The 20,659-nt window shown below is 65.9% G+C and carries 14 protein-coding genes and 1 pseudogene; 9 read left to right on the forward strand and 6 right to left on the reverse strand.

Features of this window, described 5'->3' with window-relative positions:
• Positions 1–133: 133 nt before the first annotated feature.
• The 3 genes and pseudogenes from CQ050_RS10660 to CQ050_RS10665 all read left to right on the forward strand — a co-directional run bounded on the left by CQ050_RS10660 (position 134) and on the right by CQ050_RS10665 (position 8,703).
• Entirely contained in the window at positions 134–991 is an 858-nt protein-coding gene (locus tag CQ050_RS10660) for an IclR family transcriptional regulator (protein ID WP_105556793.1), read from the forward strand.
• A 245-nt stretch (positions 992–1,236) separates the two neighbouring features.
• Positions 1,237–1,335 (forward strand): annotated as a pseudogene (locus tag CQ050_RS31310) (ESPR domain-containing protein); the annotation flags it as partial.
• Between the two features lie 210 nt (positions 1,336–1,545).
• Positions 1,546–8,703 (forward strand): autotransporter domain-containing protein, encoded by a 7,158-nt coding sequence (locus CQ050_RS10665; protein WP_233213948.1) that lies wholly within the window; start codon positions 1,546–1,548, stop codon positions 8,701–8,703.
• A 104-nt stretch (positions 8,704–8,807) separates the two neighbouring features.
• On the opposite strand, the gene CQ050_RS10670 is transcribed toward CQ050_RS10665, so the two are convergent.
• The gene (locus CQ050_RS10670; protein WP_105556795.1) at positions 8,808–9,353 is read right to left on the reverse strand and encodes a MarR family winged helix-turn-helix transcriptional regulator; all 546 of its coding nucleotides are present in this window, start codon (positions 9,351–9,353) and stop codon (positions 8,808–8,810) included.
• A 49-nt stretch (positions 9,354–9,402) separates the two neighbouring features.
• Between CQ050_RS10670 and CQ050_RS10675 the strand changes: the two genes are divergently transcribed.
• Complete coding sequence (locus CQ050_RS10675; protein WP_105556796.1) at positions 9,403–10,896, forward strand: FAD-dependent oxidoreductase; 1,494 nt, start codon at positions 9,403–9,405, stop codon at positions 10,894–10,896.
• A gap of 157 nt (positions 10,897–11,053) precedes the next feature.
• The gene (locus CQ050_RS30950) at positions 11,054–11,227 is read left to right on the forward strand and encodes a hypothetical protein (RefSeq protein WP_199196786.1); all 174 of its coding nucleotides are present in this window, start codon (positions 11,054–11,056) and stop codon (positions 11,225–11,227) included.
• Between the two features lie 60 nt (positions 11,228–11,287).
• Here the strand turns inward: CQ050_RS30950 and CQ050_RS10680 are convergent, their stop codons facing one another.
• The 3 genes from CQ050_RS10680 to CQ050_RS10690 are packed head-to-tail and all read right to left on the reverse strand — an operon-like array spanning position 11,288 to position 15,529.
• Entirely contained in the window at positions 11,288–12,496 is a 1,209-nt protein-coding gene (locus tag CQ050_RS10680; protein ID WP_105556797.1) for an MFS transporter, read from the reverse strand.
• Positions 12,493–13,521, reverse strand: coding sequence for a methyltransferase (locus CQ050_RS10685; RefSeq protein WP_105556798.1), 1,029 nt, complete (start codon positions 13,519–13,521; stop codon positions 12,493–12,495). The genes CQ050_RS10680 and CQ050_RS10685 overlap by 4 nt, the downstream gene beginning before the upstream one ends.
• 16 nt (positions 13,522–13,537) lie before the next feature.
• A complete protein-coding gene (locus CQ050_RS10690) occupies positions 13,538–15,529 on the reverse strand; it encodes a TonB-dependent receptor (RefSeq protein ID WP_105556799.1) in 1,992 nt (663 codons plus the stop codon).
• Positions 15,530–15,674: 145 nt separating this feature from the next.
• On the opposite strand from CQ050_RS10690, the gene CQ050_RS10695 reads away from it, so the two are divergent.
• The gene (locus CQ050_RS10695) at positions 15,675–16,598 is read left to right on the forward strand and encodes an AraC family transcriptional regulator (protein WP_105556800.1); all 924 of its coding nucleotides are present in this window, start codon (positions 15,675–15,677) and stop codon (positions 16,596–16,598) included.
• A 13-nt stretch (positions 16,599–16,611) separates the two neighbouring features.
• On the opposite strand, the gene CQ050_RS10700 is transcribed toward CQ050_RS10695, so the two are convergent.
• Together CQ050_RS10700 and CQ050_RS10705 are read right to left on the reverse strand one after the other, a co-directional pair.
• Positions 16,612–17,790, reverse strand: a complete 1,179-nt coding sequence (locus CQ050_RS10700) for a low temperature requirement protein A (RefSeq protein WP_105556801.1) — start codon at positions 17,788–17,790, stop codon at positions 16,612–16,614.
• Positions 17,791–17,923: 133 nt separating this feature from the next.
• Positions 17,924–18,352: a VOC family protein gene (locus CQ050_RS10705; RefSeq protein WP_105556802.1), complete on the reverse strand. Its 429-nt coding sequence runs from the start codon at positions 18,350–18,352 to the stop codon at positions 17,924–17,926.
• Between the two features lie 287 nt (positions 18,353–18,639).
• On the opposite strand from CQ050_RS10705, the gene CQ050_RS10715 reads away from it, so the two are divergent.
• From CQ050_RS10715 to CQ050_RS10725, 3 genes are read left to right on the forward strand one after another with little or no spacing between them, the layout of a single operon-like run.
• Positions 18,640–19,047, forward strand: a complete 408-nt coding sequence (locus CQ050_RS10715; RefSeq protein WP_105556803.1) for a carboxymuconolactone decarboxylase family protein — start codon at positions 18,640–18,642, stop codon at positions 19,045–19,047.
• 9 nt (positions 19,048–19,056) lie between these two features.
• Entirely contained in the window at positions 19,057–19,668 is a 612-nt protein-coding gene (locus tag CQ050_RS10720; RefSeq protein WP_105556804.1) for an LON peptidase substrate-binding domain-containing protein, read from the forward strand.
• Positions 19,669–19,715: 47 nt separating this feature from the next.
• A complete protein-coding gene (locus CQ050_RS10725; protein ID WP_105556900.1) occupies positions 19,716–20,609 on the forward strand; it encodes a hypothetical protein in 894 nt (297 codons plus the stop codon).
• Positions 20,610–20,659: the final 50 nt, after the last annotated feature.

The following is a 20,659-nucleotide window of genomic DNA, read 5'->3' on the forward strand; positions in this document are numbered from 1 at the left end:
CCGCGGCGGGGCGCACTTATATACTGGTTCGGTTCCGGCATCCGTTCGCAACGCGGCGCGCGGGCCGGGGATCTGTGGCGATTCTAGAAAGCTGTCGCGTCGCGCAAAGCACAACACGCGTGGAGGCGGACAAATGGAACGGAACATGCAACTTCGGTTTCAAAATCGCAGTGCAGCATCGGTGCAGGCTTCGGCTGAAGCGTCGGCCGACGCGCCTGGCGCGCAGCAGGAGGCCGCGCGATCGCTGCGTGCCCTGGTGGTGCTGGAACATTTGGCGCGGGCCCAGCATCCGCCCACGCTCGCGCAGTTGGCGCAGCGCTTGGACATGCCCAAGACGACGCTCATGCGCTTGCTGGCTGCCATGCAGCGCGCCGGCTTCGTCGCGGCAACACCCACCGAACACGGCTTCGTACCCGGGCCGCAGGCCACATCGCTGGCGTTGTCCACGTTGCGTGCCTCGGCGTTTACGCGGGCGTGCCGGGCCGTGTTGGCGCAATTGGCCGGTACGCTGGGCGAAACCTGCAACCTGACCGCGCCGGACGGCGACCGCGTGATCTACATGGAGCGTGTGGAAACCACCGAACCGCTGCGCCTGTTCTTTGCGGTGGGCAGCCATGTGCCGATGCACTGCACGGCCAGCGGCAAGCTGTTCCTGGCATCGATGAACCGGCTGGAACGCGGCCGCGTGCTGGCGCGCCTGCCGCTGACGCGCAACACGCCGCGCACGCTGACCGATCCCATGCAACTGGAAGAAGAACTGGAACGGCTGGCGGCCCGCGGCATCGGCATCGACAACGAGGAGTTCGTGCGCGGCATGAGCGCGGTGGCGGTGCCCGTCAAAGATGCGGAAGACCGGGTGGTGGCGGCTGTGGCCTGCCATGCGCCCACGGCGCGCGTCATGCTGGATGACTTGTTGCGTGCGGTGCCCGTGTTGCAGCGCGCCGCGCAATCGCTGCATGACGTGCTGGCCCAGCATCGGCCGGGCGGCTAGGGCAGCAGTAGCAACCTGTTCGCCTTCGCCGCCGACGGCAAATCCGAGCGCGGCTGAACTCACCCGCTTCACACGGGCCACCACGCGGAGGTGGCCAAGCACGGAAATACCAAGAATGAGGGATATGCAAAGCTAGACGCAATCTTTCTAATTGTAATTCCCGGGCTAGCCTTCTTGCGCCAGCGCGAATTTCAATTGCTGCTTGCAGAGGTTTTCCTGCGGGCAACCACAACATAGAACCGCCCATGAACCGCACTTATCGCATTGTCTTCAACCGTAGCGTGGGTTTATGGCAGGTGGCAAGTGAGCATGCAAGAGGGCAGGGCAAAAGCGGCAGCCAGACCCGGCGCGTGAACGACACGGGTTCGGGGGCGATAGACACCCATCGTGCGGGCATCTCTCAGCGATACGCACCGGCGTTCATACCCAGAGTCCTTGCGGCCGCCACGGTGTTTGCCGCTTGCGGGATGCCTCCAGCCGCGATAGCGCAAACCATCGTCGGCTCGGGCGACATTTTTCCCGATCACCCGGCGAACTGGGAAAGAGCTGTCGACATGGTCATCGGCGACACGGCTTCCGGCACACTGCGAATATCGGATGGAGCGCCCCTGAACAACACCCACGGCGTGGTGGGCAAGGAGGCGACCGCCAGCGGCACGGTCTATGTTTCGGGGTCAGGCAGCCGCTGGTCACTGGGTCAGACGCTGTCCATCGGCTACGGCGGTACGGGCACGTTGAACCTCTGGAACTATGGGCGAGTGCAGGTCTTGGGCTCAGGAACCGTGTCGCTGGCTAAAGCGGCAACGGCGACCGGCACCATCAATATCGGCGCGACGCCCGGCGCGGCGCCAGCGGCCCCGGGCCAGCTACTGGCGAAAGAGGTCTTCTTTGGTGCGGGCACGGCCAAGTTGAATTTCAATACGAATTCGGTTGTTGATTTCGCTGCCAGCCTGAGAAGCGACAGCTCAGGCATCCACGAACTCAATCAGTACAGCGGTACCACGCGCCTGCTTGCCAACAGCACCGATTTTCTAGGCAAAATCAACGTGACCGGCGGCGAGCTGCAGATTCTGGACAAGCTGGGTTCCGGTGAAAGCACTATTTCGGGAGCGGCCATCCCCGCGACGGTCACGGTGGATGGCCTGAATGCCGTCTGGGCGAATTCCGGCAATTTGTTCGTCGGCAAGACGAGTACGGGTGCATTGGCGGTGACCAATGGCGCCCAGGTCAATAATCTGTTTGGCACGGTCAGTGCGCTGCAGAACGGCCCGGCGCAAGTCACGGTGTCGGGCGGGGGGGCAGTCTGGCGCAATAGTCATGCGCTTAGCGTCGGTACGCAGGGCGGACAGGGCAAGGTATCCGTCGAGGCGGGCGGTAGTCTGTTCAGCGCCGACGCGTATCTTGGCAGCAACACAAGCGGCGTAGGCACTGTGTCGGTGGCAGGTTCCGGCTCGTCCTGGCATAACGACGGCGCTCTGCGAGTGGGCGACCTCTCTGGTCAGGGCAGCCTGTCTGTTTCGGCAGGAGGCGTCGTGAGCAACCGCGGCGCCTTCATCGCAAGCATGGGCGGCACCGGCAAGGTGACCGTCACCGGAACAGGTTCCGAGTGGTCCAGCACGGCACCCGTGTATATCGGCTATGGCGTGGGCGCAGCCAACGGCACGTTGACCATCGCGGACGGTGGCACGGTCACAGCTGGCGTGGCAGGCTCGCTGGCCGCCGTGGAGTTGGTGAGCAATGCGTTCCCGTTCCCGCCCAGCACCGCCACCCTCAATATCGGTGGTGAAGTCGGCTCGGCTGCGGTTCGAGCCGGCACGCTCAATGCGGCCGAGATCACATTTGGCGCAGGCATCGCCAGCTTGAACTTCAACCACACCGACACGGAGCTTAAATTCGCGCCAGGCGTGCGCAGCGTGGGCGCTGGCCAGCATCGCCTGAATCAAGTGGCCGGAACAACGGTATTGACGGGTAACAGCGCCGGTTTCACGGGTAAGACGACGGTGTCGGGCGGCAAGCTGGTCGTGCTGGACACGCTGGGCGGGTGGGCCGACGTGTCAGGGGGCACCTTGCAGTATGGCGACGGCATCATCGGCGCGGCGAACCTTCTCTCCGGCAACCTGAGCGTCGCCGGTAACCTGGGCACGCTGTCCATCCAGGGGCCTGCGACGCTGCAGGTGATGGGCGACCTTGCGATGGCCGACAACACCCTGTTGGCGGTCGGGACAGGCACGGCCGGCCCCGCTTTGCAGGCCGTTTCGATGTCACTGGGCGCCGGCACGGTGCTCAACCTGAGCGGCATTGCCGACGAAAGCCAGCTAGGGAAGGTGCTGATCGCTACCCAAGGCGGTATTCAGGGCGATTTCACGACGGTGAACGTCAGCGGCTTCACGAGCGCGGTGGACTACCTGACCATTCATACGGGCAAGTCGGTCGACAACCGGCAATACCTCGCCACCTACGACCTCAGCTGGACCGCCAAGAACAATCTGCGGCACGGCACCTTCACGCTGGCTCAGTCGACCGACCTCTTCAATGTGGGCGCAGCGCTTGGCGATCAGACGGCCAACGCGGCGACGGGCTGGAACGGCACGACCTTGACCAAGGCCGGCGCGGGCACGTTGGCGCTGGACGGTGACAATACGTACACGGGTGGCACCGAGATTCGCCAGGGGACGCTGTTGGTGTCAAAGGACGCCAACCTGGGCGCGGCGAGCACCGCGCTGGCCATGACGGGCGGGACCTTGGCGACGCGGGGGAGCTTCAGCTCGAACCGGCAGATCAGCCTGTTGCAGAACGGCACGCTTGACGTTGCCAGTGGCACGAAACTGGATTGGACCGGTGTGATCACGGGCGGCGGGGACCTGATCAAACAAGGCGCGGGCACGCTGGTACTGACCGGCGCCAATACCTACGGCACCACCCGCGTGCAAGCCGGCGGGCTCATCGGCAACAGCACGTCGATCCGTGGCGATCTACATAACGACGGCACGGTCATTTTCGATCAAACGTGGAACGGCAGCGTGTCCGGCGCGCTGATCGGCGCCGGCGCCACCGTGAAACGCGGCGCGGGCATCCTGACCCTGAATGGCCTGAACACGCTGAACTGGAACATCGAAGCCGGCACGCTCGCAAGCGACGTGACCCGCTACACCGCCAACGCCACGATCGGCGCCGCAGGCACGTTGCGTTTTGATCAAGCCACCGATGCGGACTATGCCGGCAAAATCTCCGGCAGCGGCACGTTCGAGAAAACCGGCGCGGGCGCATTGCGCCTGAATGCGGACAACAACGCCTTTACCGGCACGACGCGCGTCTCGAGCGGCACACTGGTCGTGGCCAACAAACTGGGTGGCAACGCGGAGGTGTCCAGCGGCCGCCTGCACGTGACCGGCATCTTGAGCGGCAATGCCGCCATCGGCAACAACGTCATCCTGTCGGGCACCGGCACCATTGGCCAGAACGTCACGCTAGCGGGCGGCGTGCTGCAAGGCACGCAAGGCAGCACGCTGAAGATTGGCGGCAACCTTACCCTGGATAACGCCAGCCGGGTCAACGTGGCGCTGGGCCGCGCCGCGTCCAATACGTTGTTCGATGTGGGCGGCAACCTGGCCTTGGCCGGCACGCTGAACATCACCGACCAAGGCGCATTCGGCGCAGGCGTCTATCGCTTGTTCGACTATCGCGGCGCACTGACGTCCAACACGCTGGCCATCGGTACCGCGCCCACAGGCATCACGGCCAATGACCTGCGAATCCAGACCGCCGTCAACGGGCAGGTCAACCTGATGTCCACCGCGGGCGCCACGCTCAGTTTCTGGGACGGCAGCGATCCCGCGCGGCGCGATGACGGCGTCATCGATGGCGGTTCGGGCACATGGCGCACCGACGGGCTGAACTGGACCAACGAGGACGGCACGCTGAACGGCCGCTTCCAGCCCAACCCGACTTACGCCGTATTCCAGGGCGCGTCCGGCATCGTGACGGTGGACGCGGCGGCGGGCGGCGTGGGCGTGACGGGCATGCAGATCACGTCGAACGGCTATCGCGTTGAAGGGGATTCGATTGAACTTGCCGGCGGCGCGGAAACCATTCTGCGCGTGGGATCGGGCAATGCGTCGGGCGCGGCGACCTCCGGCACCATTGCATCCAGCCTGACGGGCGCCAGCAAGCTCGTGAAGGCCGACTTCGGCACGCTGGTGCTGGCGGGCAACAACACCTATACGGGCGGCACCGAAATCCGCACGGGCACGTTGTTCGTGTCGTCGGACGCCAACCTGGGGGCATCAGCAGGCGCATTGACGTTGAACGGCGGCGCGCTCGCCACCACGGCCAGCTTTGATTCGGCGCGTGCCGTGACGCTGGCGCAAACCGCTGATATCAACGTCGCGGCAGGCACCACGTTGGGTTTGCAAGGGGACATCGGCGGCACGGGCAACCTGCAAAAGTTCGGCACCGGCACGTTGACGCTGACCGGCGCCAACAGCTACGGCAACACGCAAGTGCTGGCCGGCACGCTGGTGGGCAATGCGGCCTCGATCCGCGGGGATCTGCTGAACCACGGCGCGGTCGTGTTCAACCAGGCCACCGACGCGACCTACGCGGGTTATGTGTCGGGCACGGGCACGATGGTCAAGCAAGGCACGGGCGTGTTGACGCTGACCGGCGTCAACGCGCAAGACTGGCGCATCGATGCCGGCACGCTGGCCGTCAGCGCCGGCCGCTACACCAGCAATACCACGATCGCCTCGGGCGCCGAGGTGCGCTTCAATCAAGCCAGCAGCACGTCGTTCAGTGGCATGCTGGCGGGCGCAGGCCAGGTCACCAAGACCGGCGCGGGCATGCTGCAACTGCTGGGCGACAACAGCGGCTTTGCGGGCCGGACGCAGGTTCAATCCGGCATGCTGTGGGTGTCGGACAAGCTGGGCGGCTCGGCGTCGGTCACGGGCGGGCGTCTGCATACCGATGGCGTTCTGGGTGGTGACGTCACGGCAAGCGGCGCGGGCATACTCTCGGGCGCGGGCCGTATCAACGGCAACGCCACGCTGACTGGCGGCGTACTGGAAGGCGTGCAAGGTCAGACGCTGGCATTTGGCGGCGACCTGACCCTGTCCAGCGCCAGCCAAGTGAATGTGGAACTGGGCAATGCGCCCGGCACCGCCTTGTTCACGGTGGCAGACAACCTGACGTTGGCCGGCAGCCTGAACATCAAAGATCAAGGCGGCTTCGGCGCGGGGGTTTATCGCCTGTTCGACTACGGCGGCAGCCTGACGAACCATGGCTTGGCCATCGGCACCACGCCCGCCGGCGTCTCCGCCAGCGCGTTGACCCTGCAAACCGCAGTTGGCGGCCAGGTCAACCTGGCCTCGACCTCCGGCGCAACGCTGAGCTTCTGGGATGGCGGCAACACCGCCGGCCACGACAACGGCGCCATCGACGGCGGGTCGGGCACGTGGCGCGCGGATGGCCGCAACTGGGCCAACGTGGACGGCACGTTGAACGGCGTCTTCCAACCCAATCCGACGTTTGCCGTTTTCCAGGGCATGGCCGGCACGGTCACGGTGGACACCTCGGCCGGGGCCATCGGGGTCACGGGCATGCAGATTGCCACCGATGGCTACCGCATTGAAGGCGATGCCATTGCCCTGCAAGGCGCGGGCGGCGAGAGCATCATCCGCGTGGGATCGGGATCGACGGCGGATGCAGGCATGGTCGGCACCATCGCCGCCCGTCTGACGGGCGCCAGCAAACTGGTCAAAACCGACTTCGGCACGCTGGTGCTGGCAGGCGACAACACCTACTCCGGCGGTACGGAGGTGCGCGCGGGAGTCTTGTCGGTCGCCCGCGACGCCAACCTGGGCGCCGCGGCAGGCGGTCTTACGTTGAATGGTGGCACGCTGTCCACCAGCGCCAGCTTCGAGACCGCCCGCAGCGTCATGCTGGCCCAATCCAGCCGTATCGCGGTGGCATCCGGTACGGACTTCGGCCTGACCGGATCCGTCACGGGCAACGGCGATCTGGCCAAGACGGGCGCCGGCACGCTGACGGTGTCGGGTGACGGCAGCGCCTACACCGGTAGCCTGCTGGTGCAGGCAGGGGCGTTGAACGTCGCGTCGACGGGCAAGCTGGGCGGTACGTTGACGCTGGCCAGCGGCGCGCTGTTGCAAGGCGCGGGCCAAGTGGGTTCGACCACGCTGCAAAACGGCGCCACCCTGGCGCCGGGCAATGTCGCGGGCGCCTTGAACGTGGCGGGCGACCTGACGTTCATGCCGGGTTCCGTCTATCAAGTGGCGGCCGACCCGGCATCGTCTGCCAGCGCCCGCGTGGCCGTCAGCGGCGTCGCCAATCTGGCGGGCTCCGTCGTGCATGTCGGACCGGAAGGCGGTTTTGACACCACGCGCCAGTACACGATCCTGAGCGCGGGCGCCATCAACGGTCAGTTCGACAACGTGTCGTCGAACTACGCGTATCTGGATCCCGCATTGCGCTACGGCGCACAGGACGTCATGTTGCAACTGGGTCGCAAGCAGGTTCCCGTCAACCCCGCGGACCCGGGCACGCGCCCGATCACCTTTGCAGACGCTGCGCAAACCGCCAATCAGCGCGCCGTCGCCAATGCGCTGGAAACGCTGCCCTTGGGCAATGCGCTGCAAGAGTTCATCCTGACCTTGCCCAATGGCGCACCGCCTGCGGTGTTCAACAACCTGTCCGGTGAAGCGCATGCCAGCGTCGCCTCCAGCCTGATGGGCGCCAGCACCACCACGCGTACGCTGCCGCTGTCATACCTGCGCGCCAATCTGAACGCGGGCATGCGCCCCGGCGCACCGACGGCGCAGGCGGGCGGCAGACTGTCCGCGTCTGCCTTGCCGTCGTCGAACGCGCAGCCCGCCTGGGCAGAGCTCGTCGGCAATTGGCAAACGCAGAAAGCCACTGGCAACACCGCGCAAGTTCGTCAGCACATCGGCGGCGTCTTCGCTGGCGCCGACCATGCGGTGGGCGATGGCTGGCGGGTAGGCGGGGCCGTCGGCTACACCGACAGCAAGATCCGGGTGGATGACCGCGCGTCGCAGGCCGATGTGTCCGGCTACAGCGCAGCCATCTATGGCGGCAAGGCCTTCGAAGCGGGCGCAGGGAAGTTGAACTGGCTGGTCGGCACCTCGTACACCTGGCACGACGTGAGCACCGAGCGCTCCGCCACGGTGGCGGGCGTCTCGCAAAAGCTGACCGCCGACTACGGCGCCAGCACCACCCAGCTCTTCACCGAACTAGGCTATGCCTTGCCCTTGGCCGACCGTGCGACGATCGAGCCTTTCGCGGGCCTGGCCTGGAGCGACCTGCGCACGCGCAGTTTCTCCGAGTCAGGCGGCTCGGCGGCGCTGCGCGGTCAAAGCAGCAACAACCAGCAAACCACCAGCACACTGGGCGTGCGTGCGCAGACGGACTTCACGCTGGCGGGCGCCGAAGGGCGCTTGCAGGCGACGCTGGGCTGGCGCCATGCGTTTGGCGACGTGCTGCCGCAAACCCGCATGGCGTTTGACGGCGGCCAGGCATTCACCGTGTCGGGCTCGCCCATCGCCCGCAATGCGGCGTTGGCCGAGTTGGGGGCCGAAGTGGCGGTGTCGCGCAACGCGTCCGTGGGCGTGAACTACAGCGGGCAGTACGGCGGGGGTAACCGCGAACACGCGGGGTCGTTGAACGTGCGCTGGCGGTACTGAGGGCGGTTGGATGAGCGCGCGCGGACAACGGCACTTCGATGAATTTTCAGTTTGTCGTCCGCCAGCGCACTGCGGATGGTGTTCGTCATCGTTGCCGTCGAGCATTACTCAGTGACAACCACGCTGTTCCCGGCGGCCGGAACCTTGGCCGTGCCGGGCTCGACACCTCCCGCCCGTGTGCCCAGCTCCAGCGCTTCTGCGAACTTGCGCATCAAACGCACCAGATCCGTGATGTCTTCTGCGGGCCATTCCTGGAAGATCCCTCGTGCCAGGCGCTCGCGGGCCTGGTCAATCTTGTCGGTCACGGCCTTGCCTTTGGAAGACACCACCGTTTCGCGCATCCGGCGATCACCCGAGTTTTCGTGCCGCGTCACCATCTCCATCCGTTCGAGCTTGGCGACCTGGCGGCTGATCGTCGTGTAATCCCTGCCCAGGCGATCTGCCAGATCCACCACGCCGATCGGGCCCACCCGTTCAATCACCACCAAGAGGCGAAAGAGCGCCTGGTTCAGCTGCACGCCGGCTTCCGCGATCAGCCGTTCGTCGTTGCGAGGGCGGTTCATCACGCTGACGATCGAGATCAAGGACCGATGGAGATCCTTCATCTGCGCCGAGATATGTGTATCTTGCACTTTCTTTTTGCTGGCCATAGACTGTGCTCCTGATATGTGCATCTTACACATAATTTGGAGAAGTGATATGCGTGAGCCCGTTGATGTGCTGATCTGCGGTGCCGGTGCGGCTGGCCTGACTCTGGCAATAGAACTGGCGCGGCGCGGCGTGCGCTTTGCCCTCATTGAAAAACTCGCTTCTCCTTTCCTGGGCTCGCGCGGCAAAGGGATTCAACCGCGCACCCAGGAGGTCTTTGAAGACCTGGGGATCCTGGACCGAGCCATGGCCGCGGGTGGTATCTACCCCATGGTTCGCAAATACTCGGCGGACGGCAGCCATGAGGACCAGGAAGTGACGCGTGCTGCCGAACCTACGCCTGCCGAGCCCTATCCGCTTCCGCTGATGGTGCCGCAGTTCAAGACCGAAGCGGTCATGCGAGAGCGCCTGGTCGAACTGGGCCATGCGCCGGAGTTTGGTGTCGAGCTGATCGGGATGGTGGTCGACGCCGACGGGATAGAGGCCATGCTTGCCACCCCGGAGGGCAAGCAGACGCTGCGCGCCCGCTACCTGGTGGGTGCCGACGGCGGGCGCAGCCTGGTGCGCCGCACCCTGGGGATCGGCTTCCCCGGCAAGACCCTGGGCGTGCGGGCAATCGTGGCGGATGTCGTGCTGGAAGGGCTATCGCGCGACAGGTGGCACCAGTTCGACGGCAACGGCGCAGGTCCCCTGGCGATCTGCCCGCTCGCGGGCACTGACCTGTTCCAGATCCAGGCGCCGGTTCCTCTTGAGGGCGACATCGACCTTTCCGCTGCCGCGCTGACCGAACGCGTTGCCCTGCACGCCGCGCGCACGGACGTCACGGTTCATTCGGTTGCCTGGTCTTCGACCTACAACATGAATGCCAGGCTCGCCGATCGTTACCGGGAAGGCCCCGTGTTCCTGGTCGGCGATGCGGCGCATGTCCATCCCCCCACGGGCGGACAAGGCCTCAACACCAGCGTGCAGGACGCCTACAACCTGGGCTGGAAGCTGGCGGCCGTGCTCGCCGGCGCGCCCGAGGCGCTTCTGGAGACCTACGAAGCCGAACGCCGACCCGTGGCCGCGGACGTGCTGGGCCTGTCCACGCGGCTGCTTGCGGGTTTCAAGACCGGGGACAACAGGCGGACCCGTGAAGTCCAGCAACTGGACATCGGTTATCCCGCCTCGCCGCTGTCGCTTCCGTCGCCGGCCGACAGCAGACTTGTCCCGGGCCATCGCGCGCCCGATGCCATTGTGCGTGGCGCAGGTGGCAGCCCAACGCGGCTGTTCAACCTGTTCAAGGGCACGCACTGGACCTTGCTGGTCAACGGCCGTTCGACCTTTGCGCCAAGCGCCGGCCTGCACATCCACAGCATTGGACCCGGCATGGAGATCGAAGATTGCCTGGACCAGTTCGCCAGGTTCTACGGCCTTGCCGAGGGCGCTGCCGTGCTGGTCAGGCCGGACGGGTATCTGGCGGGCATCTCTGCCGGGGATGGGGCGGCAGTCCTGCGAGCGCACCTCGACCCTTACTGCAAATTAGGTGGAAACCCGCGTTTGTAAGGAACTTGGCGGTAAAATCTGGATGCAGAGAGCCGGTGCGTTTTAACCGCAGAGCGCAAGATGGAATCGAGCATCACGCTCGTCGGAAGCGGGCTGGTGGTTTTCGTGGCCGTCACGGCTATCGTTCGTTTGTCTTTGCCTGGCCCAGGTGTAGTAAATGAAGCTGCTGAAGCAGCGTTTTGAGGAAATGATGAATTTTTGGGTCCCTGTAGTCTTCGGTACGTTCAAACTTCTGGTGTTGGGTACGGGCATGTTTTTCGCCATTAAGTCTCACTACGATGGAGAAAAAAAGGATAAAGCGAAGAAGGAAAAGGAGATGAAAGCACCGTAGGGAAGACCTCGTTGGCGGGAGTCGTAACCAGCGCCGATGCACGCCAAGGGTTGTCGTCGGCTACAAGTTCAACATCCGCGCCGTGCGCAACGCCAGCAGCCACACGCCCGCCGCCGCCACACCCAGGGCGGTCAGCATCCATGCCTGGCCCGCGGCATCCATCAGCACGCCGGCGGCCAGGGGCGCAAGGATCCGGGTCAGCGAGAACACGCTGGACTGGATGCCGTAGTCCAGCGCCTGCAAGCCAGGGCGCGCATGCGACATCATCAGACTGAAGGCCAGCGCCGCCATGGCGCCCATCGCCGCGGCGATGCCCAGGGCGCAAGCGATCAGCACGGGCGGCGGGGCCTGCAGCCAGACGGCAGCGGCCAGGCCAAGCAATGCGGCGCAACTCGCCGCCGCATGCCACGGTACCGTCAGGGCGGGACGCAAGCGCTTGCTGGCGCGCGCGGACAAGGCGCTGGCCGCCGCGCCGACAGCGCCGCCCGCTACGCCCACCAGCCAGGCCACGCGTTCGGGCGCCAGCCCCTGATCCAGCAGTAAGGGCTTCAGATAGAACCAGCCAGATCCAATGAAGGGGAACAACAGCGCCAGCAAGGGCAACCAGCGGCGAGTGCTGTCCAGGCGGAAGTAGGCCATGAGCGACGCGGTGGCGAGCGGGGCGCAGGTCGCCGAAGGCGTATCGGGTTCGCGGCGTTCTGTCACGAACGCGGTCAGTGCCGCGCCCAATATGAGCGCGCCGGCCATGATCAGAAAGGGCGCCTGCCAGCCCCAGCGCGCATGGGCGACCAGCATCAGGCCGCCGCCGGCAATGGCGCCCAGGCACAGGGCCATGGATCGGATGCCGCCGGCCCATGCACGTTCGGATGCGGGCAGGACGCGGATTGCCAGCGCATTGACGGGCACGTCGGCCCAGGTGCCCGCTAACGCGGCAGAGGCGGCCAGGGCGAACAAGATCCGCTTGTCGTCCAGCAAGTCGCGCCAAGCCAGCGCGCCCAGCACCGCCGCATAGGCCAGCAGCAGGCAGACCGCCCAGGCGCGATAGTTGCCGCGTGGCCGTCCCGGGCGGTCCAGGGGCAGGGCGAACAGGAATTTAAAGACGGTGGGCAGACTGGCCAGCTGGAACAGCCCGATGGCGGTGCCCGACCAACCGTGCTGGCGCAACACCAGCGGCAGGCCCAGCCACAAGTAGACGCCCGGCGCCGTCAACGCCAGGTTGAGCCAGCCGAACAGCGCCTGACGCAAGCCGTTGCGGACGGCGGGGCTCATGCGGCGGCCTTGCGAGCCGTCAATACATGCACCGGGGCCATCGGAAAACGGTCGGAATCAAAGCCGCGTACGTCGCGGTAGCCGCCGTCTTGCAGCATTCGGGCCAAGTCGCCCGCGCGGGTGACGCGCCGGCCCAGCAGCAGCATCGGCAGGTAATAGGGCAGAACGCGCGCCGCGGCATGCGCGTCGGCGGGAATCTCGGCATGCGCCATCACCAACTGCCCGCCGGGCGCCAATGCATCAAGCATCTTGCGCAACGTGGCGGCCGGGTCCGGCAGGAAATGCAGGACCGACGAGCACCAGATCAGGTCATAGTCCTGGCCAATCGGGTCCGCTGCCAGGTCTCCGCCCATCACCGTCATGCGGCCGGCCAAGCCGGCCTGCGCGATGTTCTCCTGCGCGACCGCGGCGGTCTCGGGCCAATCGAACACCACGCCGGTGGCGTCGGGGCTGTCCTGGACGAGCGCGATGCCGATCAGGCCGGGGCCGCCGCCCAGGTCCAGGATGCGGCGGGCCTGGGCCGCGTCCGGGACGCAGGCGATGGCGTCGCGCGCCGCCGCGACGGCGATGGCGCGCTGTTCCTGCCCGATCTGTACGCGCGCCGCGTTGGCCCAGCCAGTGGCGTTGGTCTGGACGTAGGGATCGGGCGGTGGGCTGTCCAGGTCCAGGAGTCCGTTCAGTTGTTCGCTGAAGTCCAATAGCGAACGGCGCCGGTAGCGCCAGGCATCCGCGCAATAGCCGGGCTGGCGCTGGCAGAAATACGCCTGTGCGTGGGGCCGGCACCGGTAGCGCACGGGGTCGCCATCGATACGATGCAGCAAGTCCAGGCTCCACAGCATATCCAGCAGGTGCGCGGTCTGCTCGGGACGCAGGGCCAGTGCCTGGGCCACTTCCTCGGCGCTGGCGGGATCGGCCAATTGTTCCAGCACGCCGCGGTCAAGCGCGGCATCCAGCGCCGCGGCCTGGACGGATGCGGCGGCCAGGTTCCAATAGCGTTGCAGGGGTAGGGAATGGTCGGTATGCATGGTGGGCGGGTCCTTGTCAGATGCGCCAGGTGAATCGCACGCCGGCTTCGCGCGGCGGGCTGTAGACGGTGACGATGCCGTTTTGATAGCCGACGGCGTCGTAGCGGCGGTTGGCCAGGTTATTGACGTAAGCGGTGATCTCGACCTGCTGCACGGTGACGCCGGCGGCCAGATTGACCAAGCCGTAGCCATTGCGGGCATAACGGTTGGCAGCGTCCAGGTAAACGCGGCCGGTGCCGGTCAGCGACGCTTGCGCGTACCAGCCGGCGGGTGCGTCATAGCGGGCGCTGACGTAGCCGTTGACACGCGGCGCAAAGGGATTCTGATTGCCGCGGTAGTCTGCCGCGCCGTCCATGAAGCGCGAGAACCGCGTGCGGTTCAGGCCCAGCCCGGCCTGCATCGACCAGCCGTCTCCCAGCAGGTATTCCAGTTCGAACTCGGCGCCGACGGAGCGTGCCGATGCGGCATTGGTTACGTAGACCAGCCCGGGCAAGGGCATTTGCTGCACTTGCATGTTCTTGACCGTCATTACGTAGACCGCGCCGGAATAGCGCAGGCGGGTGCCCGGTAGCCAGCCCTTGGCGCCGACTTCGTAAGCGCGCAGCGTTTCGGGCTGGTAGGGGGCGTAGTTGGCGGCGGGCGAAAAGACGTTGAAGCCGCCCGCACGGAATCCGTCCGACACGGACGCGTAGACCTGCTGGCGCGGTGCGAACGCGTATTGCAGCGCGATGCGCGGAGTGGTGCGGGTCCAGTCGGCCCGGCGCGGCGAATTGCCTTCCGGGCGGAAGCGGATCCGGTCGCGTTCGACGCGGGCGCCGGCTTCGATCGTCCAGCGTTCCGCCAGCGGTACGGTCCAATGGGTGAATGCGGCGGCGGAATCGCCGCGCAAGTTGACGATGCTCTCCGTCAGGCCCCGCGGCATTTTCTGCGTGTTGCGCAGGTCGTGGTCATCGCTATCCGCATATAACCCGGCCAGCCAATGCGCGCGCTTCCAATCGCCTTCCAGCCGCAGTTCTTGCGACAGGTTGCGCAACTGATGGTCGCGCTGAATGTGCAACAGATCGGCCGGTTGGAAATCGGTGTCTTGCTGCACTCTGTCGCGGAAGTCGTTCCACGCCGTCACGGACGACAGGCGCAGGCCCGAATCGAAATCATGGCGCACGGCCAGCGACGCGCTGCGGCCGATGGATCGGTTCCAGCTGGGTGTGCCCGAGGCCACCGTGTCGCGCGGCGCGGCCGGCGCTCCCCATCGGGCCGCGCCGTCGCGGTAGTCCGCCTGCGCATAGCGTAGCGTGGCGTCGGTGCGGGTCGAAGGCGTCCACCGCAACGCGATTTTGCCGTTGCGTAGCTCGCGGTCATCTTCGCGCCGGCCGGTGTAGGTGTTGTTGATGAAGCCGTTCTGGCTGCGCCAGGCGCCGGCTACGCTCGCGTATAGCCTGTCTTCGATCACGGACCCGCTCAGGTCGAAACGCATCACACGCAGGTCGCGGCTGCCGACTTCGGCCGACACCTGGCCGCGCAACGTGTTGTCCGGCTGACGGGTGTAGACGTTGATGACGCCGGCCTCGGCGTTGCGGCCATATAGCGTGGACTGCGGGCCGCGCAGCACCTCCACGCGGTCAATCGCCAGCAACGGGTCGTCATACCCTTGCGCGGTCAGCGTGGGTACGCCGTCCACCACCAGCAGGGTCGATGTGGAGAACGAAAAGAAGTTGGCCGACAGCCCGCGCATGACGGGCGAGTTCACGCCCGCCTGGCCGAAGGGCTGAAAGCTGAGCCCGGGCGTGATGGTTTGCAGGGATTCGACGTTTTGTATGCCCTGCGCCTCGAGCGTGTCGCCGTCGAACACCGAGAGACTGCCCGGCACATCTTCCAGCGTTCGTTCCTGTTTGTCGGCGGTAACGGTGATGGCGGGAAGTTCGGCGGCGGGCGTCGCCAGGGCGGCAGGCGAGGCGGCCAGGCAGAGCAGCGCCCAGGCTGCGGGCATGAAAGAAGAGGGCTGGATCATCGGTTTCCTGTGCGGACTTCGCGGCCGCTATCCTTGTGCGGCCGTCCCGAAGATGGTATTTCTTTATGCGAACAACTATCATTCACATTTATGTGCATTCCGGATCCATCCGTATGCAAAACGGCACCGGCGCGGGAAATTCTTCATGGTCATGCGTGTTTCGTCTTTGCTTGCCCAACCGGGCAAGAGTCCCCGTCCAGGCTGGCAGCGCGTTGCGTTGCCGCAAGAACTGGGCGATTGCCGCGTGGACCGGCTGGAGCTGGATGACGGCTTGACGTTGGTGCATTCGCAGTACACCCCGCTGCGCGACCTGGTCGAAGAGAACGCCGCCGGTTACGGCGGCCGTACGCTAGTGATCACGCTGGCGATGCAGGGCGTGTCGGCCTATCGGGGCGCGGATGGCGCCAGCCTGGATTTCCGCGGCGGCCACACAACCGTGACGGCATTCCGACGCAGCCAGGGGGAACGTTGCTATGCAGGCGGCGCCACCGTGTCGCAATTGCGTTTGCTGGTCGGCGAACCGGTGCTGCGCCGCTACGCGGGGCATGAACGCGCCGAATACCTGATGGGCGGAGGGGAGCTGCGGCGCCTGGCGCATGGCAGGACCTCGCCGGATCTGGTCGCCGCGTCCAAGGAACTGGCCTCAGGCGCTGACCCCTTGGACGCCCATATCCGTGCATTGACATTGTTGTCCCGGCAACTGCGCGGCTTGGCGCCCGAACCCGAGCCGGGGGGACTCAGCCAGGCGGACATCGGCCGGCTGGAAGCGGCGCGGGCATTGATGCAGGATCAGATGGACCGCGACCTGACGGTGCAATACCTGTGCCTGGCCACGGGGTTGAACGAGTTCAAGCTGAAGGAGGGGTTTCGCAAGCTCTACGGCACCAGCCCGCACCGGCTGCTGACCGAATTGCGGATGCGCCGCGCCTGGGAACTGCTGGAGACCGGCTGCCAGGTGGCGCAGGCCGCGTATCGCGTGGGCTACCGGCATCCTGCCAACTTCAGCGCGGCATTTGCGCGTTTCCATGGCCGTGCGCCGAAGTCGGTGTTCGGCAAGCGGCGGGGGTGACGCCGCGCCAGGCTCAATGTACGGCGTGCACCGCGCGGCGCCGGGACACGCTTTCCCAGACGGCCACCAATATCATGATCAGCGTGGTCAGGCCGCCCACCATCAGGTTGTCGGTCACGTAGGCCACGGGCGCCAGTACCGCCAGCAGCGCAAGGCCCACCACGTGCGACAGCGGAAAGCGGGCGTACACCACCGTCTTGTAGATGCCGTTGCCCAGCAGGTATAGCGCCGGACCGCCTATCAGCGCCGCGGCCGCCGGCGTGGCGATGCGGCCGTCGGGGTGCAGGATGACCAGTTCATTGGCCACCGCCGACACAATGACGCCTGCGATCAGGATCACATGCACATAGTGGAAATAGGCGCCGATGCGGCCCGGGTCGGAAGCATGCACGATGGCTTCGCTGCCGTCCTTGCTGCTGGTGTCGAAATACACCCACCACATCGCCGCCGTGCCCAGGAAGGCAACCAGCAGCGCGATCAGCGTGGGGGCGTCCCAGTGGGGATGCTCGCCCAGCGTGGCGCCCGTGATCAGCAGGGTTTCGCCCAGCGCCACGATCACGAACAATTGGCACCGTTCCGCCAGGTGGCCGCCTTCGATCGTCCAGTCGCCGGTGTAAGACCGCCCCATGCCAGGCAGGCGGAAGCCAAACATCGGCGAGATGTATTCGCAGGCCACGGCCAGCGCCCACAGCGCCAGGCGCGCGTCACTCGATGCCAGGCCGCCCGCGATCCAGAGTACGGCGGAAATGCAGAGCCACCCCAGCATGCGCCGGAAATTGTCCGCCAGCGGATGGTTCGGCCCCAGGTGCAGCACGATGAACACGGTGCGCCCGACCTGGAGCAGCGCATAGCAGACGGCGAAGATCAGGCCGTTGTCGCCAAACGCGCTGGGCAGGACGGCGGCGGCGATCAGGCCCACCAGCATCACGGCGAACAGCATGATCCGCATCGGGATGGCGTCCGGATCGAACCAATTGGTGACCCAACAGGTGTACTGCCACCCCAGCCAGACCGCGAACCACAACACCAGCGTATGCATCGCGCCCATCAGCGTCAGGTCGTGCAGCAGGCTGTGCGACAGCTGCGTCACGGCAAAGACGTAGACCAGGTCGAAGAACAGTTCCACATAAGTGACGCGGGCTTCGTGGCCGTCCCGGCGGCGAAGCAGCGTGGCGGTGGCAAGGAAGTTCATGGCGGGCGCGTCCGGTAGGGGGGGCGCTGCCAGATTACTGCAAGGCGCGGGCGAGGCAATGTCAATGATTCAAAAGCGGTGCCGGGCGTCGCGCGGACGCGACGGCGGGCGCGCCGTCCGGCGGATACCGGCCTTAATGGGTCTGCCGGCCGCCGCTGACCATCCATCGCGTTCCGAACCGGTCCACAAGCGCCCCATACGCCTCGGCCCAGAATGTCTTTTGCAACGGCATGGTGACCGTGCCGCCGTCGGACAATTGGTCGAACACGCGTTGCGCATCTGACACGGTGGGGTAGGCCAGCGACAGCGCCATGCCTTTCTTGCCGGGATAGGGGTGTCCGGCCGTGGCATCGCTGCCCATCAGGGTCTGCTCGTCCAGCGCCAGCCGGGCGTACATGATGCGTTCGGCGTCTTCGGCGGACAGGGCAGGCATGGCGGCGTCGGCTGGGGCGTCGGCGTAGCGGATCATGGCTTCGATCCGGCCGCCCAGGACGCGTTCGTAGAAATGCAGGGCGTCGGCGCAGTTGCCGTCGAAGCTGAGGTAGGCGGAGAGTTGGGGCATGATGTCTTCCTGGTGGGGCAGGGCAGGCGCCGGGGCAGCCGTTGCCGATCTATGATGGAAGGCCCGGCTCGTGATACCGAAGGAGCCCGTCCATGCAACAAGGTAGCTGCCACTGCGGACAGATCAGGTTCGAAGTCGATGGCGATGTGTCGCGGGTTCTGAAGTGCAACTGTACGCACTGTAGCCGCAAAGGCTATTTGTTGTGGTTCGTGCCGCGCGCAGTCGCGCATCACGTCGCCCACGCACAGCCTTTTGTCTGAACCTTGAACGATTTTAAGGAACCACGCATGAGCACGGTCAAATTGCTGTCGGACGAAGAGGTCCGCAAAAGCCCCGAGGCGTGGGCGGTGTTCGAAGACATCCGCGCCACGCGTAAATCCGATTTCGTGAACAATTTCTGGCGTGCCCTGGCCAACGATCCGGCGCAGTTGCAGCGCGTGTGGGCGCAGTTGAAGCAGGTGATGATGGCTGAGGGCGAACTGTCGCCGCTGGTGCGCGAAATGATCTACATCGCCGTGTCCACCGCCAACGGGTGCTCATACTGCGTGCATTCGCACACGGCGGCGGCCAAGGCCAAGGGCATGACCAACGGCCAGCATGCCGAACTGCTATCGGTGATTGGCATGGCGGCGCAAACCAACGCGATGGTGACCGCCATGCAGGTGCCGGTGGACGCCGCTTTCGAGGTCAAGTAGGAGGCGGCCATGGCGCTGATCCCGTTGTTCCCCTTATCCAACGCGCTGTTTCCCGCCGGGGTGCTGCACCTGCGGATCTTCGAGGTGCGCTATCTGGATATGATCCGCCGCTGTATCGCGGAAGGCAGCGAGTTCGGCGTGGTCGGGCTGTTGGCGGGCAGCGAGGTCCGATCGCCGGAAGGCGTCGAGACCCTGGCGCCCGTGGGCACGATGGCGCGCATCGCGTCATGGGATGCGCCAATGCCGGCGTTGCTGCAGCTGCGCTGCATCGGCACCGGGCGTTTCCGGCTGCTTTCCAGCGAGGTGGCAAAATACGGTCTTTGGATGGGCAGCACCGAGCCCATCGCCGACGATCCGCCCACGCCCGTGCCGGCGGCCATGCAGTCCAGCGCCGATGCGCTGGGCCGTCTGGTGGCGCAATGGCAGCAAGACGGCGTGCCCACCGAAAGAATGCCTTTGGCGCCACCGTACCGGCTGGACGACTGCGGCTGGGTGGCGGACCGCTGGTGCGAACTGCTGCCGTTGCCGCCGGACGACAAGGCCAGGCTGTTGGGCCTGACCGACCCGGTGGCGCGGTTGGCGGCCATTCAGGACCTGCTGCGCGGCCAAGGGCTGGCATAGCAGGTGGTTTTTTTGGAAACGCCGGGCGAGTAACCTTTTTGGACATCATGGATATCAGGATTGACGAGGGCCTGCGCGCCTATATAGACCCTTTGACCGAAGACGAGCACGAGGCGCTGGAACGCAGTCTGCTGGCCGAGGGGTGTCGCGACGCGCTGGTGCTGTGGGGCGACCTGCTGGTGGATGGGCACAACCGCTACGCCATCTGCCAGAAACACGGCATCGAATTCCAGACCCGCCAGAACACCACGTTCAAATCGATCGAAGACGTGCACCTTTGGATGATCGAAAACCACCTGGGCCGGCGCAGCGTGTCGGACTTCCAGCGGGGCGTGCTGGCGTTGCGCAAGAAGGAAATCCTGCTGGCGCGCACGCCTCCAGAAGGCAGCGCGCCGCCCGACGCCGGGTCGGCTGACGCCGCATCGTCTGATGGTTCACCGCCTTGGGACGAGGATGCTGCTGGCGCCGACGGCGCGCCACGCCTGCCGCCGAATATCTCCTGGACGCCGCCCGTGCCCAGCCGCCAGGCGCTGGCGCGCGCGGCGCGCATCAGCAGCAATACGCTGGGCCAGATCGAAAAGATCCAGAAAGACGCCGCGCCGGAATTGGTGCGCGCAGTGAAAGAGGGCGCGATTTCGATCAATGCCGCCGCAGCGGTGGCGTCTTTGCCCGCCGAACGCCAGGCGGCGGCCGTGGCCGGCGGCAAGAAAGAACTGCAGCAGGCCGCGCGCGAAGTGCGCCTGGCCAAGGCGCCGCCGCCCCGCGAGGCCCCGCCCGAGGTGCCTATTGAAAGTATCGCGGACCTGCCGGCCGAAGTGGCGCGGCTGCGCGGTGTGCTGGCGCGTTTGACGGACGAGCGCGACCAACTGAAGAAGAAGGTGATGCACCTGACGGTGGCGCTGGCGGAAGCCCGCAACGGCAGCAGCGGCGGCGACGATTAAGACCAGGCGCGGGAAGGAATGCACGAATAAGGGATAACCCTTATCGATAT

This window comes from Achromobacter sp. MYb9 (genome assembly GCF_002975275.1).
In the GTDB taxonomy this organism is placed as follows: domain Bacteria; phylum Pseudomonadota; class Gammaproteobacteria; order Burkholderiales; family Burkholderiaceae_B; genus Achromobacter.

What these genes read in the sequence shown, in the direction of transcription:
- CQ050_RS10660 (WP_105556793.1), top strand. Translation starts at nt 134, where the DNA reads ATGGAACGGAACATGCAACTTCGGTTTCAAAATCGCAGTGCAGCATCG.
- CQ050_RS10665 (WP_233213948.1), top strand. Translation starts at nt 1,546, where the DNA reads ATGGTCATCGGCGACACGGCTTCCGGCACACTGCGAATATCGGATGGA.
- CQ050_RS10670 (WP_105556795.1), bottom strand. Translation starts at nt 9,353, where the DNA reads ATGGCCAGCAAAAAGAAAGTGCAAGATACACATATCTCGGCGCAGATG.
- CQ050_RS10675 (WP_105556796.1), top strand. Translation starts at nt 9,403, where the DNA reads ATGCGTGAGCCCGTTGATGTGCTGATCTGCGGTGCCGGTGCGGCTGGC.
- CQ050_RS30950 (WP_199196786.1), top strand. Translation starts at nt 11,054, where the DNA reads ATGAAGCTGCTGAAGCAGCGTTTTGAGGAAATGATGAATTTTTGGGTC.
- CQ050_RS10680 (WP_105556797.1), bottom strand. Translation starts at nt 12,496, where the DNA reads ATGAGCCCCGCCGTCCGCAACGGCTTGCGTCAGGCGCTGTTCGGCTGG.
- CQ050_RS10685 (WP_105556798.1), bottom strand. Translation starts at nt 13,521, where the DNA reads ATGCATACCGACCATTCCCTACCCCTGCAACGCTATTGGAACCTGGCC.
- CQ050_RS10690 (WP_105556799.1), bottom strand. Translation starts at nt 15,529, where the DNA reads ATGATCCAGCCCTCTTCTTTCATGCCCGCAGCCTGGGCGCTGCTCTGC.
- CQ050_RS10695 (WP_105556800.1), top strand. Translation starts at nt 15,675, where the DNA reads ATGGTCATGCGTGTTTCGTCTTTGCTTGCCCAACCGGGCAAGAGTCCC.
- CQ050_RS10700 (WP_105556801.1), bottom strand. Translation starts at nt 17,790, where the DNA reads ATGAACTTCCTTGCCACCGCCACGCTGCTTCGCCGCCGGGACGGCCAC.
- CQ050_RS10705 (WP_105556802.1), bottom strand. Translation starts at nt 18,352, where the DNA reads ATGCCCCAACTCTCCGCCTACCTCAGCTTCGACGGCAACTGCGCCGAC.
- CQ050_RS10715 (WP_105556803.1), top strand. Translation starts at nt 18,640, where the DNA reads ATGAGCACGGTCAAATTGCTGTCGGACGAAGAGGTCCGCAAAAGCCCC.
- CQ050_RS10720 (WP_105556804.1), top strand. Translation starts at nt 19,057, where the DNA reads ATGGCGCTGATCCCGTTGTTCCCCTTATCCAACGCGCTGTTTCCCGCC.
- CQ050_RS10725 (WP_105556900.1), top strand. Translation starts at nt 19,716, where the DNA reads ATGGATATCAGGATTGACGAGGGCCTGCGCGCCTATATAGACCCTTTG.